10 protein-coding genes are annotated in these 13,873 nt (G+C 62.3%); 3 read left to right on the forward strand and 7 right to left on the reverse strand.

Features of this window, described 5'->3' with window-relative positions:
* Position 1: 1 nt before the first annotated feature.
* From narH to AB4N42_RS18250, 4 genes are all read right to left on the reverse strand, one after another.
* Entirely contained in the window at positions 2-1,540 is a 1,539-nt protein-coding gene (gene narH, locus AB4N42_RS18235) for a nitrate reductase subunit beta (protein ID WP_249874854.1), read from the reverse strand.
* 1 nt (position 1,541) lies between these two features.
* Positions 1,542-5,315 (reverse strand): nitrate reductase subunit alpha, encoded by a 3,774-nt coding sequence (locus AB4N42_RS18240; RefSeq protein ID WP_460115104.1) that lies wholly within the window; start codon positions 5,313-5,315, stop codon positions 1,542-1,544.
* Between the two features lie 64 nt (positions 5,316-5,379).
* Positions 5,380-6,777, reverse strand: coding sequence for a NarK family nitrate/nitrite MFS transporter (locus AB4N42_RS18245; protein WP_460115105.1), 1,398 nt, complete (start codon positions 6,775-6,777; stop codon positions 5,380-5,382).
* Positions 6,755-8,056 (reverse strand): MFS transporter, encoded by a 1,302-nt coding sequence (locus AB4N42_RS18250; RefSeq protein WP_460115106.1) that lies wholly within the window; start codon positions 8,054-8,056, stop codon positions 6,755-6,757. The genes AB4N42_RS18245 and AB4N42_RS18250 overlap by 23 nt, the downstream gene beginning before the upstream one ends.
* A gap of 309 nt (positions 8,057-8,365) precedes the next feature.
* Here AB4N42_RS18250 and AB4N42_RS18255 point away from each other — a divergent pair, with 309 nt between their 5' ends.
* The 3 genes from AB4N42_RS18255 (at position 8,366) to AB4N42_RS18265 (ending at position 11,762) form a co-directional block, all read left to right on the forward strand.
* The gene (locus tag AB4N42_RS18255; protein ID WP_217859430.1) at positions 8,366-10,165 is read left to right on the forward strand and encodes a HAMP domain-containing protein; all 1,800 of its coding nucleotides are present in this window, start codon (positions 8,366-8,368) and stop codon (positions 10,163-10,165) included.
* Entirely contained in the window at positions 10,162-10,809 is a 648-nt protein-coding gene (gene narL, locus AB4N42_RS18260; RefSeq protein ID WP_030137654.1) for a two-component system response regulator NarL, read from the forward strand. The genes AB4N42_RS18255 and narL overlap by 4 nt, the downstream gene beginning before the upstream one ends.
* A gap of 275 nt (positions 10,810-11,084) precedes the next feature.
* Positions 11,085-11,762, forward strand: a complete 678-nt coding sequence (locus tag AB4N42_RS18265; protein ID WP_030137655.1) for a Crp/Fnr family transcriptional regulator — start codon at positions 11,085-11,087, stop codon at positions 11,760-11,762.
* 382 nt (positions 11,763-12,144) lie between these two features.
* Here the strand turns inward: AB4N42_RS18265 and AB4N42_RS18270 are convergent, their stop codons facing one another.
* The 3 genes from AB4N42_RS18270 to AB4N42_RS18280 are packed head-to-tail and all read right to left on the reverse strand — an operon-like array spanning position 12,145 to position 13,864.
* Positions 12,145-12,510 (reverse strand): putative zinc-binding protein, encoded by a 366-nt coding sequence (locus tag AB4N42_RS18270; protein ID WP_030137656.1) that lies wholly within the window; start codon positions 12,508-12,510, stop codon positions 12,145-12,147.
* Positions 12,510-12,980 carry a ubiquinone anaerobic biosynthesis accessory factor UbiT gene (gene ubiT, locus AB4N42_RS18275; protein ID WP_460115107.1) on the reverse strand — a complete coding sequence of 157 codons (471 nt, stop codon included), beginning with the start codon at positions 12,978-12,980 and terminating at the stop codon, positions 12,510-12,512. Before ubiT ends, AB4N42_RS18270 begins: the two co-directional genes overlap by 1 nt.
* Positions 12,974-13,864, reverse strand: a complete 891-nt coding sequence (locus tag AB4N42_RS18280; RefSeq protein WP_460115108.1) for a U32 family peptidase — start codon at positions 13,862-13,864, stop codon at positions 12,974-12,976. Before AB4N42_RS18280 ends, ubiT begins: the two co-directional genes overlap by 7 nt.
* Positions 13,865-13,873 lie beyond the last annotated feature (9 nt).

Raw genomic sequence — 13,873 nt, forward strand, 5'->3', positions numbered from 1 at the left:
CTCATTCCTCCCACAACTGGACGGTTTTGATCACGTCACGGCGGTTGGCCTTCTTGCCACCGAACATGTTGGTGTCCGAGCTGCCACTGCAACCGCTGCCGAAGCTGAAGCCACAGCCGGAGCGCTCGGCAAATGCGTCGCTCATGGCATCTTCGCGGTGGGCGCTTGGCACGACGAAACGGTCTTCGTAGTTGGCAATCGCCAGGTAGCGGTACATCTCTTCCACCTGGTTCACGCTCAGGCCAACGTCGGCGAGCACTTGCAGGTCTTGTACGCCATCCACCTGTTCCGAACGCTTGTAAGCGCGCATCGCCAGCAGACGCTTGAGGGCATGCTTGACCGGTTTCTCATCGCCGGCGGTGAGCATGTTCGCCAGGTAACGCAGCGGGATGCGCAGGCTGTCGACGTCCGGGATCACCCCGTTCATGCCCACGGTGCCGGCGGCGGCTGCGTTCTGGATCGGCGACAGTGGCGGCACGTACCAGACCATCGGCAAGGTGCGGTATTCCGGGTGCAGCGGCAGTGCGAGTTTCCAATCCACGGCCATCTTGTAGACCGGCGAACGCTGCGCCGAATCGATCACCGACTGCGGCACGCCATCGGCCAGGGCCTGGCGAATCACCGCCGGGTCGTTCGGGTCGAGGAAGATCTCCAGTTGTTTCTCGTACAGGTCCTGCTCGTTGGCGGTGCTTGCCACTTCGCTGATGCGGTCGGCGTCATACAGCAGCACGCCGAGGTAACGGATCCGGCCCACGCAGGTCTCGGCGCAAACGGTCGGCATCCCGGCTTCGATGCGCGGGTAGCAGAAGATGCATTTTTCCGACTTGCCGCTTTTCCAGTTGAAGTAGATTTTCTTGTACGGGCAACCGCTGATGCACATGCGCCAGCCGCGGCATTTTTCCTGGTCGATCAGGACGATGCCGTCCTCCTCGCGCTTGTAGATCGCCCCGCTCGGGCACGACGCCGCGCACGCCGGGTTCAGGCAGTGCTCGCACAGGCGCGGCAGGTACATCATGAAGGTGTTTTCGTACTCGCCGTAGATGTCCGCCTGGATCTTGTCGAAGTTCTTGTCCTTGCGCCGCTTGGCGAATTCGGTGCCGAGGATTTCTTCCCAGTTCGGGCCCCACTCGATCTTCTCCATGCGCTTGCCGGACACCACCGAACGTGGCCGCGCAGTGGGCTGGTGCTCGCCCAGCGGTGCGGTGTGCAGGTGCTGGTAGTCGAAGTCAAACGGTTCGTAGTAATCGTCCAGGCTCGGCAGGTCGGGGTTGGCGAAGATGTTCGCCAACACCCGGAACTTGCCGCCGATGCGCGGGTTGATCGAGCCGTCGGCGTTGCGGACCCAGCCGCCCTTCCACTTGTCCTGGTTTTCCCACTCCTTGGGATAGCCGATGCCCGGCTTGGATTCGACGTTGTTGAACCAGGCGTATTCCATGCCTTCGCGGCTGGTCCAGACGTTCTTGCAGGTAATCGAGCAGGTGTGGCAGCCGATGCATTTGTCCAGGTTCAGGACCATGCCGATTTGTGAGCGAATCTTCATCTCAGTTCTCCTCGATATCAGTCGGCAGTGGACGCGGCAGATCATCGCCACTGGAACCGTCGAGCCAATCGACCTTGACCATCTTGCGCACCACGACGAATTCGTCGCGGTTGCAACCGACCGTGCCGTAATAGTTGAAGCCGTAGGCCTGTTGGGCGTAGCCGCCAATCATGTGGGTGGGCTTGAGCACCACGCGGGTCACCGAGTTGTGGTGGCCGCCGCGGGTCTTGGTGGTTTCCGAACCCGGCACGTTCACGATCCGTTCCTGGGCGTGGTACATCATCACCATGCCTTCCTTGACCCGCTGGCTGACCACCGCCCGGGCGGTCAGCGCGCCGTTGGCGTTGAAGCATTCGATCCAGTCGTTGTCCTCGATCCCGGCGCGCTGGGCGTCGATTTCCGAGAGCCAGACAATCGGTCCGCCACGGCTCAAGGTCAGCATCAGCAGGTTGTCGCTGTAGGTGCTGTGGATGCCCCATTTCTGGTGTGGGGTGATCCAGTTCAGGACGATCTCGGTCTCGCCGTTACTGCGCTTGCCTTTCACGCCTTCGATGGTGCGGGTGTTGACCGGCGGCCGATAACTCATCAGTTGCTCGCCGAACGCCTGCATCCACGGGTGATCCTGGTAGAACTGCTGGCGCCCGGTGATGGTGCGCCATGGGATCGACTCATGGACGTTGGTGTAGCCGGCGTTGTAGCTCACGTGATCGTCTTCCAGGCCGGACCAGGTCGGGCTGGAGATGATCTTGCGTGGCTGGGCCTGGATGTCGCGGAAGCGAATCGCCTCGTGCTCCTTGGAAACCGCCAGGTGGCTGTGGTCGATGCCGGTGAATTCCGACAGCGCCGCCCAGGCTTTCACCGCGACATGGCCGTTGGTTTCCGGTGCGAGGGACAGAATCACTTCGGCGGCGTCGATGGCGCTGTCGATTTTTGGCCGGCCTTGGCTGATGCCCGCCTCGGCTTCCTTGTGGTTCAGCTCACCGAGGAATTTCACTTCGGTGTCGGTGTTCCAGTTGATGCCCTTGCCGCCGTTGCCGAGTTTTTCCAGCATCGGGCCGAGGGAGGTGAACTGCTTGTAAATGTTCGGGTAGTCACGCTCGACCACTTGCAGGTTCGGCGCGTTCTTGCCCGGTTGCGGCGCCACGCCGGCGCTCTTCCAGTCGGTGCCGCCAAATGGCTGGGCCAGTTCGCCGACGCTGTCATGCATCAACGGCACGGTGACCAAGTCTTTCTCCACGCCGAGGTGGCCGACCGACATGGCCGAAAACGCCTTGGCGATGCCTTTGTAGATTTCCCAGTCCGAACGCGACTCCCACGCCGGGTCGATGGCCGCGGACAGCGGGTGAATGAACGGGTGCATGTCCGAGGTGTTCATGTCGTCTTTTTCGTACCAGGTCGCGGTCGGCAAGACGATGTCGGAATACACGCAGGTCGAGGACATGCGGAAGTCCAGGGTGGTCACCAGGTCGAGCTTGCCAATGGCGCCCTCGTCGACCCACTCGGCTTCGGTGGGCTTGCACTCGGTGCCATGGCCGATGTCTTCGTTCATCACGCCATTCTTGGTGCCCAGCAGGTACTTGAGCATGTACTCGTGGCCCTTGCCCGATGACCCGAGCAGGTTGGAACGCCAGATGAACATGTTGCGCGGGAAGTTCACCGGGCTGTCCGGCTGTTCGCAGGCAAAGCGCAGGGAACCGTCCTGCAGCGACTTGACCACGTACTCCTTCGGATCAAGACCAGCGGCGGCGGCATCACGGCAGATGTGCAGCGGGTTGGTGTTGAGCTGTGGCGCGCTGGGCAACCAACCGGCGCGTTCGGCGCGGATGTTGTAGTCCAGGGCGTGGTCGGGGAACTGCGACTTGTCGGCCAGGGGCGAGAGCACGTCGTGCATGCTCATCTTCTCGTGGCGCCATTGCGAACTGTGGCCGTAGAAGAAGCTGGTGCCGTTCATCTGCCGTGGCGGACGGTTCCAGTCCAGGCCGAAGGCCAGGGGCAGCCAGCCGCATTGCGGACGGAGTTTTTCCTGGCCGACATAGTGGGCCCAGCCGCCACCGGTCTGGCCGACGCAACCGCAGAGCATGAGCATGTTGATCAGCCCACGGTAGTTCATGTCCATGTGGTACCAGTGGTTCATCGCCGCACCGACGATGATCATCGAGCGTCCACGGGTCTTGTCGGCGTTGTCGGCGAATTCGCGGGCGATCTGGATCGCCTTCTCGCGGCTGACACCGGTGATCTGCTCCTGCCAGGCCGGGGTACCGGGCACCGAGGCGTCGTCATAGTCCTTGGCAACGTTGGCGCCGCCCAGGCCACGGTCGATCGCCAGGTTGGCCGCCGACAGGTCGAATACGGTGGCGACTTTCGCCACGCTGCCGTCGGCCAGCACCACGCTGTGCACCGGCACACGACGGTATTGCACCGCATCGCCGGCCACGTGCTGGAAGTATTCCTGGGACTCGCCAGCGAAATACGGGAACGCCACCTCGGCGACGTCGCCGCCGATCAGGCTCAGCTTGAGGTCGATGTCGCGGCCTTCGCCGCCTTCACGGGGCAGGATGTTCCACTTGCCCTTCTCGCCCCAGCGATAACCGATGGAGCCCTGAGGCGAAACCAGTTCGCCGTTGGCGTCCAGGGCGATGGTTTTCCATTCCGGGTTGTTGTCCTGGCCGAGGTTGTCGGTCAGGTCGCTGGCCCGCAGGAAACGGTCCGGCTGGTAACCCGCGCCCGGTGCCGTGCCGAGCATCGGCTTGAGCATCACCAGCACCGGCAGGTCGGTGTAGCGCTTGGCGTAGTCGGTGAAATAGGCGCTCGGCTTGTCCAGGTGGAATTCTTTGAAGATCACATGGTTGAAGGCCTGGGCCAGCGCGGCGTCAGTGCCCTGCTTGGGGTTGAGCCACAGGTCGGTGAGCTTGGCGACTTCCGAATAGTCGGGGGTGATCGCCACGGTCTTGGTGCCCTTGTAGCGCACCTCGGTGAAGAAGTGGGCGTCGGGGGTACGGGTCTGCGGGACGTTGGAGCCCCAGGCAATGATGTAGTTGGAGTTGTACCAGTCGGCCGATTCCGGCACGTCGGTCTGCTCGCCCCAGACCATCGGCGAGGCTGGCGGCAAGTCGCAATACCAGTCATAGAAGCTCAGGCACACGCCACCGATCAGCGACAGGTAGCGCGAGCCGGCGGCGTAGCTGACCATCGACATGGCCGGGATCGGCGAGAAGCCGACCACGCGGTCCGGGCCGTGTTCCTTGATGGTGTAGACGTTGGCGGCGGCGATGATCTCGTTGACTTCTTCCCAGTTGGAACGGATGAAGCCACCCATGCCGCGCTTGCTCTTGTACGAGTCGGCCTTGGCCTTGTCCTCGACAATGCTCGCCCACGCCTCGACAGGCGGCAGGGTCTGCCGGGCTTCGCGCCACAGCTTGAGCAATGGCTTGCGAATCTTCGGGTACTTGAGCCGGTTGGCGCTGTAGATGTACCAGCTATAGCTCGCGCCACGGGGGCAGCCGCGTGGCTCGTGGTTGGGCAAGTCGTTGCGGGTGCGCGGGTAGTCGGTCTGCTGGGTTTCCCAGGTGATCAGGCCGTTCTTGACGTAGATTTTCCACGAGCACGAACCGGTGCAGTTCACCCCGTGGGTGGAACGCACGATCTTGTCGTACTGCCAGCGCGAACGGTAGACGTTCTCCCAGTCCCGGGACTCCTTGCGGGTCTCGCCATGGCCGTCTGAAAACTCGCCTTGCTTGCGGTTGAAGAACCGCAGTTGATCCAGTAAATGACTCACAGTGTCTTCCTCTCAGGCTTGCTCCGCGGGGTCTGCGCCCCGCCCACGCAATAGTTGAATTCGTCTAGCAGGGAGTCGCCGCGCCTTTGCGGGCGTACCACCACCAGGTCACCACGATGCAGCTCAGGTAGAAGCCGACGAACATGTAGAAGGCCATCTCCGGACCGCCGGTCAGGGCCATCGAAGTGCCGAAGGATTTGGGGATGAAGAAGGCTCCGAAGGCGCCCATGGCCGAGCTGAAACCCAGCACCGCCGCGGATTCCTTGCCGGCATTCTTCAGGGCTTGCTCGCGCTGTTCGGGCTTTTTGCCGAGGGCGGCTTTCTCATGCAGGGTGCGGAAGATCACCGGGATCATGCGGAACGTCGAACCGTTGCCCACGCCGGTGGTGATGAACAGCAACATGAACATGCCCAGGAAGCCGTAGAAGCTGCCGCCCTCGCCGCCTTTTGGCAGAAAGTGCAGGACACCGAAAACCATCAGGATCATCAGCACGAAGTTCCACAGGGTCACTTTCGCGCCACCGAGCTTGTCCGCCAGCCAGCCGCCCAGCGGCCGCACCAAGGCGCCCACCAGCGGGCCGAGGAAGGCGAATTTCAACGCGATCACCTCAGGAAACGAGGTCTTGATCAGCAGCGGGAACGCGGCGGAGAAACCGATGAACGAACCGAAGGTCGCCAGGTACAGCCAGCACATCAGCCAGTTGTGCTTGCGCTTGAAAATCACCGCCTGTTCGCTGAACGAAGCCCGGGCGCTGGACAAATCGTTCATGCCGAACCAGGCGATCAGGGTCACGGCGAGGATGAACGGCACCCAGATGAAACCGGCGTTCTGCAGCCACAGCGAGCTGCCGTCGGCCAACACCTGCGGCTGGCCGCCCATGAAGCCGAACACACCGAAGGAAATCACCAGCGGCACGCAGAACTGCATCACCGACACGCCGAGGTTGCCCAGCCCGGCGTTCAGGCCCAGGGCGGTGCCTTGCTGGGATTTCGGGTAGAAGAAGCTGATGTTGGACATGCTTGAGGCAAAGTTGCCGCCGCCGAAACCGCACAGCAGTGCGATCAGCACGAACACGCTGTAGGGCGTGGACGAATCCTGTACGGCGAAGCCCATCCACAGTGCCGGGATCAACAGGGATGCGGTGCTCAGGGCCGTCCAGCGCCGGCCGCCGAAGATCGGCACCATGAACGAGTAGAAAATGCGCAAGGTCGCGCCGGACAGCCCCGGCAATGCCGCCAGCCAGAACAACTGGTCGGTGCTGAAGCTGAAGCCGATGGCGTTCAAGCGCACGATCACCGTGCTCCAGACCATCCACACGGCGAAGGCCAACAACAGCGCCGGGATGGAAATCCACAGGTTGCGCCGGGCGGTCTGCTTGCCGCTGCGGCCCCAGAAGGCTGGGTCTTCCGGGCGCCAGTCATGAATGACCGGGCCTTTTTCAGGCGTTTGCAGAACGGACATGTTCTTCTCCTTGGGCAATGCTGGAAAACGGGGATGGGCTGGCCGGCGGTTGTTTACCCAGCAGCGGGCGCTTGCGCACCTCGCTGAGGTACATCCAGATCAACGAGACCCAGACCACGCCGTAGAGCAACATGAAGCAGGACGAGCGCACGCCGGTGAGGTCCACCAGGGCGCCAAACATGATCGGCAGCACGAAACCACCCAGGCCGCCGGCCAGGCCGACGATGCCGGACACCGCGCCCATGTTCTGCGGGTAGTCATTGGCGATGTATTTGAAGACCGAGGCCTTGCCGAACGCGAAGGCGATGCCCATCACGAACAGCAGCACGGTGAAGAGCGTGGCGTTGAGGCCGATGTGGAAATCGACGATGCCGTTGACGGTCTGCACTTGCAGTTGGGTTTGCGGGTAGGACAGCAGGAACAGGCAGATCCAGCTCACCCAAAGCACCCACCAAGTCACGCTCTGGGCGCCCCAACGGTCGGACATCCAGCCGCCGACGGCCCGCAGCACGCCGCCCGGCAGGGAGAAACACGCCGCCAGCAGCGCCGCGCTTTGCAGGCTGAAACCGTATTCCTGCACGTAGTACTTAGTCATCCACAACGCCAGGGCCACGTAGCCGCCGAAGACGATCGAGTAGTACTGGCAGTAGCGCCACACCGCAGGATCTTTCAGCGACTTGAGTTGCTCACGCAGCGTGGCGCCGTCGGCACTGCGGTGTTCTTTTTTCTCGGCAGTGAGAAACCAGAACAGCAGTGCCGTGATGAACAGGATCGCGCTGAACACCTTCGGCACCAGGTGCCATGTACCCACCGCGATCAAGGCCGGCGCGAGGAACTTGGTCACCGCGGCACCGGCGTTGCCTGCGCCAAACACGCCCATGGCAAAACCCTGGTTGTGTTTGTCGAACCACTTGGCGACGTAGGCAATGCCCACCGAAAACGAGCCGCCGGCCAGGCCGACGAACAGGCCCAGCACCAGGAACTGCCAGTAAGCCGTGGCCAGGGTGATCAAATAGAGCGGCAACACGCAGGACAACATCAGCAGGAAGAACACGATGCGTCCGCCGAAGCGGTCGGTGAGCAGGCCCAGGGGCAAGCGCACCAGTGAACCGGTGAGCACCGGCGTGGCGGCCAACAGGCCGAATTGTGTTTCGTTGAGGGCCAGCAGTTCCTTGATCGGAACGCCGAGCACGGCAAACATCATCCAGACCATGAAGCACACGGTGAAGGCCAGGGTACTCATCCCTAGTACCAGCCCTTGTTGCACTTGCGCTCGCATTACGCTGCACCCCAGTCAATTCGTTGAGCGCAGACTAGTGATGCCTACCCCGCGAAAACTTGACCTGGATCAACGAGCGCCAAGGGGGCATTGGCCTATGCTTGGCCCGTCTACCTCCAAGGAGGTAGATCCTGATATCGATAGAACCCTTTGTTTATCAATGTCTTGAGCAAGTCGGCCAAGGCTTTTATGGAAACGGAACGGCCGACAACTCTTTAGAGGTAGTGCGCCCAGGATCGGCTGCAACACCCCACGACCCAGGGCGCGCTTGATGCTCGGTCTACCGATTTTCTCCAGGAGCCAGCGTCCATGATGCGTTGGCTGCGCAGCTCCCTGCCCGCTCGCGCCGGGCTGGCGGTGATCCTCATCGCCATCCTCGCGCTGGCAAGTTCCTTGAGCGCCGGACTGATCGCCTGGTTCAGCCAGGGCGACGCGGCGGCCATCAACACCGCCGGCTCCGTGCGCATGGAGACCTATCACCTGAGCTGGAAACTCGCGGCCGGCGACGCCGATGACATCCCCGCGATCGTCGACAGCTTGCAGCAACGCCTCGACAGCCCGGCCCTGCGCGTGGTGCTGGAAGACGGACCGGAAACCTCGCTGCACAAGAGCTATCGCGACCTCATGCAGCGCTGGAACCAGACCTTGCGCCCCGCCATCGAGCGCGGCGACTCGACGTTTTTCCAAGCGAGCGCCAGCTCCTTCGTCGAGCAACTGGACCAGTTCGTCACCCTGTTGCAGCGCCAGAGCGAACACAAACAAGGCTGGCAACAGGCGATCCAGGGCATCGCGTTGTTCAGCACCATGATCATCCTGCTGATCGGCCTGTATGAATTGCAGTACGGCGTGGTCATGCCGCTGCAAGAACTGGTGGACGCCACCCAGCGTTTTCGCCGTGGCGAATTCCAGGTGCGGGTCAATCACCAGTCCGAGGATGAGCTGGGCCAGTTGGCGACCAGTTTCAACACCATGGCCGAGACCATCGAGGAGTCCCACCGCACCCTCGAAGCCCAGGTGCAGCAAAAGACCCTGAACTTGCAACAGGCCAACGCCGCCCTTGAATTGCTCTACCAGAGCAGCCGCAGCCTGGCGACACGCCAGGCCAATGCCGAAGGTCTGGATGAGTTGATCCGGCGCTTCCAACAGCGCCTGCCCGGCCTGCGCCTGACGCTGTGCCTGCAAGGACAGCTACAAGCGCCGGCCCGGCACCTGCTGGCCCTGCATGGTGCCGCCAGTCGCCAAGTCTGCGCCACCAGCGATTGCGCCAGTTGCCACAAACACAACGCGGCGCGCCCGCAGGCTTTCAGCATCAGCAACCAGGGCACCGAGCTGGGTGAACTCAAGGCGCATTTCGTCGACGGCCACGCTGCGCAGCCTTGGGAAATCGCCTTGATCCAGGCCTTGGCGAATTTGATCGGGACAACGTTGTCCCTCAAGCGCCAGCGCGAACAGGACCATCGCCTGCTGCTGCTCGACGAGCGCACCATCATTGCTCGGGAGCTGCACGACTCCCTGGCCCAGGCCTTGTCGTACATGAAGCTGCAAGTCAGCCGCATGCAGACGTTGATGCGTCGCGGCGAATCGGTGCAGACCCTGGAAAACGTCACCGGCGAACTGCGTGAGGGCCTCAACAACGCTTATCGCCAACTGCGCGAATTGCTCACCACCTTCCGTTTGCAGATCCGCGACGACGGGCTGGTGCAGGAACTCAAGGACACTGCCGAGGAGTTCTCCAACCGCGGCGATTTCCATGTGCACCTGTTCATCGACACCCTGGCCTTCGAGCTGTCGGCCAGCGAGCAGATCCACATCCTGCAGATCACCCGCGAAGCCCTGTCCAACTGCCTGCGTCATGCCCATGCCGAGAACGCCTGGCTCGAATTGCGCCAGGAAGGCGAGACCGTGCGCCTGTCCATCGAAGACGATGGCCGGGGCTTCAGCGGCGAAGTGGACCAGCGCGAACACCACGGCCTGAACATCATGAACGAACGCGCCCGCAGCCTGCGCGGCCAACTCGACATACTCTCTCGAACGCCCCAGGGCACCCGTCTCCAGGTGCGCTTCCAACCGGAATTCCTGGGCCATCACTCCGAAGGCATCGCAACATGAACGCCCCTTTGCGCCACACCCTGCTGCTGGTCGACGACCATCCGATGATGCGTCGCGGGATCCGCCAGATGCTCGAACTCGAAGACGATCTGCACATCGTCGGCGAAGCCAGCCATGGCGAAGAAGCCCTCGCGCTGATCGAACCGCTCAAGCCTGACCTGGTGCTGCTGGACAACAACATGCCGCAGATGAACGGCATCGAGACCCTGCGCCGCCTGCGGGCGATGGACTACACCGGCAAGGTCCTGCTGTTCACCGTGTCCGACGCCGAGGACGACATCCGCGACGCCCTGCGCCTGGATGCCAACGGTTATTTGCTCAAGGACATGGAACCCGAGTTGCTGATCCAATACATCCGCGACGCCCTCAACGGCGCGCTGGTGATCAGCCCCGGCCTGACCCGCGTCATGGCCCAGGCCCTGCGCTCGCCGCCACGCCAGGCCGACGTGGAACTGACCGAACGTGAGCGCCAGGTTTTGAGGACGATTGCCGGGGGCTTCAGCAACAAGGTCATCGGCCACAAGCTCGGCATTACCGAAGGCACGGTGAAGGTGCACGTGAAGAACCTGCTGCACAAGCTCGGCTTGCGTTCCCGGGTCGAAGCGGCGGTTTGGGCGATGGAGCATTTGCGCGGGGCGGGCTAATCATTTTGGCCCCCAACACATATCCCGTGGCGAGGGGATTTATCCCCGCTGGGCTGCGAAGCGGCCCCCAAACCAGACAACTCGGTGTGCCTGGAAGATTGAGTCCACTGCCAGGGCTGCTGTGCAGCCCAACGGGGATAAATCCCCTCGCCACAGATTTGCGCCAGTAGTGAAAACTGGATCGACCGCCTCCCATCCCTCTTCCGAGGTAAGCCTGCCGAGGCATAGGCCGACTGCGAGTTGGGCTCTACCATAACGGCACGCGGAGGTACGCCATGCTGACCCACCCTTCCATCGTTCTACTGTTGCGACGTCATCACCTGTTCAGCCAATTGCCGGAGCGGGTCTTCGAAGACGTGTGCAACCTCGCCGTGCTCAAGCGACTGCCCTGCAACAGCACGCTGATGCACCAGGGCGATCCGGCCAAGCGGTTTTTCCTGCTGGTCAGCGGCCAGATCAAACTGTTCCGGGTCACCGGCGAGGGCCAGGAAAACCTGGTGGAAATCATCCAGCCCGGACAGACCTTCGCCGAAGCCCTACTCTTCAGCCAGGCCCGCTGCTACCCGGTCAGCGCGTCGGCGATCAAGGACAGCGTGCTGGTGAGTATCGAGGGCACCCATTACCGCAAGGCCCTGGAAGACCAACCCAAGGTCTGCCTGGCCATCCTGGCAAGCATGAGCATCCATTTGCATCAGCGGCTCAAGGACATCGATAACCTGACCTTGGCCAGTGCCAGTCGGCGGGTCATCAATTTTCTTTTGCAGGAAAGGGATCCGCGTGATGGTCAGGTGGTGTTGCAGGTGTCGAAGCGGTTGGTGGCTTCCAAACTGGGGATCCAGCCGGAGACGTTTTCGCGGATTCTTCATCGGTTGGTGGATGGGGGGTTGATTGCCATGGAGCGACGGCAGATTCGTATCTTGTCCGAGGATGACTTGGAGGCCTACCAGCAGTAGTCGTGAGGCGGACCGAGTTCCCCTGTGGGAGCGAGCTTGCTCGCGAAGGCGGTGCAACAGTCAATGAAGATATCGAATGTACAGGCCTCTTCGCGAGCAAGCTCGCTCCCACAGTGGGGCGGTGGCGTGCATCGAGTTTGGCCGCTGAAGATCCCGTGTGGGAGCGAGCCTGCTCGCGAAGGCGGTATAACAGTCAATGAAGATATCGAATGTACAGGCCTCTTCGCGAGCAAGCTCGCTCCCACAGTGGGGCGGTGGCGTGCATGGAGTTTGTGGCCGCTGAAGATCCCGTGTGGGAGCGGGCTTGCTCGCGAAGGCGGCATGACCGTCAATGAAGATGCTGACTAGGAACCGGCGATTATCAAAGAGTCGGGGCGCATACCTACCCCATATCCATCAACGCAACCACCTGCGAAAACACCAGCTCCATCTCCGACTCACCGCAATCGACCCCAAACCGCTTGCGCAACCCCAGCTGGCTGAGGATCACATGCACATCCGCCGTCAAACCCTGCAATCGCAGACAAGCCTGCACGCACTGCAACGGACACCCGTCCAACGCAACGATCCGCCGCCCCGAACGCGCCTTGTTGACCAGCGGCGGCACCTGCCCGCCCACCCCGACAATGCATGACATCTCCGCCAGGCCCGCACGGTCCAGGCGCAGCGCAACAGTGTTGGCCAGTTGCGCCACGTTCGAACAACCGGAACACGAATACACCAAGGGAAGCGCGTCAGAATCTTTCATTACGCGGTCGCCAACCCCTTCCCCGCCCGCTCCAGATTGCGCCACAACCACGGCGGCAAGACGTCCGGATCAAGGCTATCGATCAAATTCTTCAACGCCAGCCCCAACTCGGTATCTCCCTCGATCACCAACCGCCGCCGAAAGAACAACGTGTCCGGGTCTTCCTGACGACTGGCCAGCAACAGGAACTCCCGCCAGTTGCCGCGGATGGACACCTGCGCCTCGGCCCGTTCGGCGATGCGCAGGCCGTCGCGGCCGAGGGTCAGGTACCAGCACAACTTCAGATCAAGCACCCGCAGACATAACCAACGATCGCGCAGTACCTCGAACCCGCCCTCGCGCAGCGGCTCGGCCAGGCAGCGGTTGAGCGCCTGTTGCAAGGCCAGACGCTGCACCACGAACGGCACCTTGCTCACCAGCGGCAGCAAGCGATCGGCTCCTTTGAGCACCCACTTCTTCGGACTCAGCACAGGCCCGCCTCCTCTACTTTCAACATGCCGGCGTGGCCGTGCCAATAACCATTGCAACCGTCCACGAACAGCGGTGGTGCCTCGCCCTGGCGGACCTTGTCGAAGGCCGTGACCACGTCGGTCATGCCTTGGGCGCGCGGGCTGAGGCGCAGCATGTCGGCGCCGCAGGCGGCCAGCGCGGGGTAATCGGCGAGCAGGTTCGTCACCTCGCCCGACATCGTCTGGATGCCGTTGAGGGTGAACAATTGCTGCCCTTCCTGGCTGCTCAATGCCAGGCCGTCGGGGTAGTTGATGCAACAGAATTGGCAGTCGTCCTTGGGCCGGTTTTCGGCGCGGGCGGTAAAGCAGCGCGCCGAGTAGGCCAAGGGCAAATGACCGTAGGCGAAGATTTCCACTTCTGGCAGATCACGGTCCATGTCCCGCACTTGTTCCAGCACATCGGCGATCAGCGCCGCCGAGCACTCGACCGGCGGCACCCAACGAATCATGCCGCTGTCGAGCAGTTGCCCCAGGGCGTGGCCGTTGTACAGGTTCAGCGCCGGACCGCCCACGAAAGGCAGTTTCCGTTCGGCCATGAACTGCACGGCGCCCATGTCATTGGCTTCCACCAACACGTCGCCGTTGTCACACAAGCGGCGCAGCGAAGACAGCTCCGAGGCCGCCTCGATCAGCGTCAGGCTCGACAACACGATCTGCGCCTGGCTGCACGCCTGCAGCTCACGCCCCAGGCCCAACCATTGATCCAGCGAGAAGGCCCGGCGTTTCGAGCAGACGGTTTCCCCCAGGTAGATCACGTCCAGCGGCAAGGCCGACATCTCTGCGTAGAAATTTCCCAATTGCGCTTTGTCCCAATAGAACAGGACCGGTCCCAGGCTGAGTTTCATCAGGCCTCC

The organism is Pseudomonas sp. H2_D02, from assembly GCF_054677635.1.

What these genes read in the sequence shown, in the direction of transcription:
- narH (WP_249874854.1), bottom strand. Translation starts at nt 1,540, where the DNA reads ATGAAGATTCGCTCACAAATCGGCATGGTCCTGAACCTGGACAAATGC.
- AB4N42_RS18245 (WP_460115105.1), bottom strand. Translation starts at nt 6,777, where the DNA reads ATGTCCGTTCTGCAAACGCCTGAAAAAGGCCCGGTCATTCATGACTGG.
- AB4N42_RS18250 (WP_460115106.1), bottom strand. Translation starts at nt 8,056, where the DNA reads ATGCGAGCGCAAGTGCAACAAGGGCTGGTACTAGGGATGAGTACCCTG.
- AB4N42_RS18255 (WP_217859430.1), top strand. Translation starts at nt 8,366, where the DNA reads ATGATGCGTTGGCTGCGCAGCTCCCTGCCCGCTCGCGCCGGGCTGGCG.
- narL (WP_030137654.1), top strand. Translation starts at nt 10,162, where the DNA reads ATGAACGCCCCTTTGCGCCACACCCTGCTGCTGGTCGACGACCATCCG.
- AB4N42_RS18265 (WP_030137655.1), top strand. Translation starts at nt 11,085, where the DNA reads ATGCTGACCCACCCTTCCATCGTTCTACTGTTGCGACGTCATCACCTG.
- AB4N42_RS18270 (WP_030137656.1), bottom strand. Translation starts at nt 12,510, where the DNA reads ATGAAAGATTCTGACGCGCTTCCCTTGGTGTATTCGTGTTCCGGTTGT.
- AB4N42_RS18280 (WP_460115108.1), bottom strand. Translation starts at nt 13,864, where the DNA reads ATGAAACTCAGCCTGGGACCGGTCCTGTTCTATTGGGACAAAGCGCAA.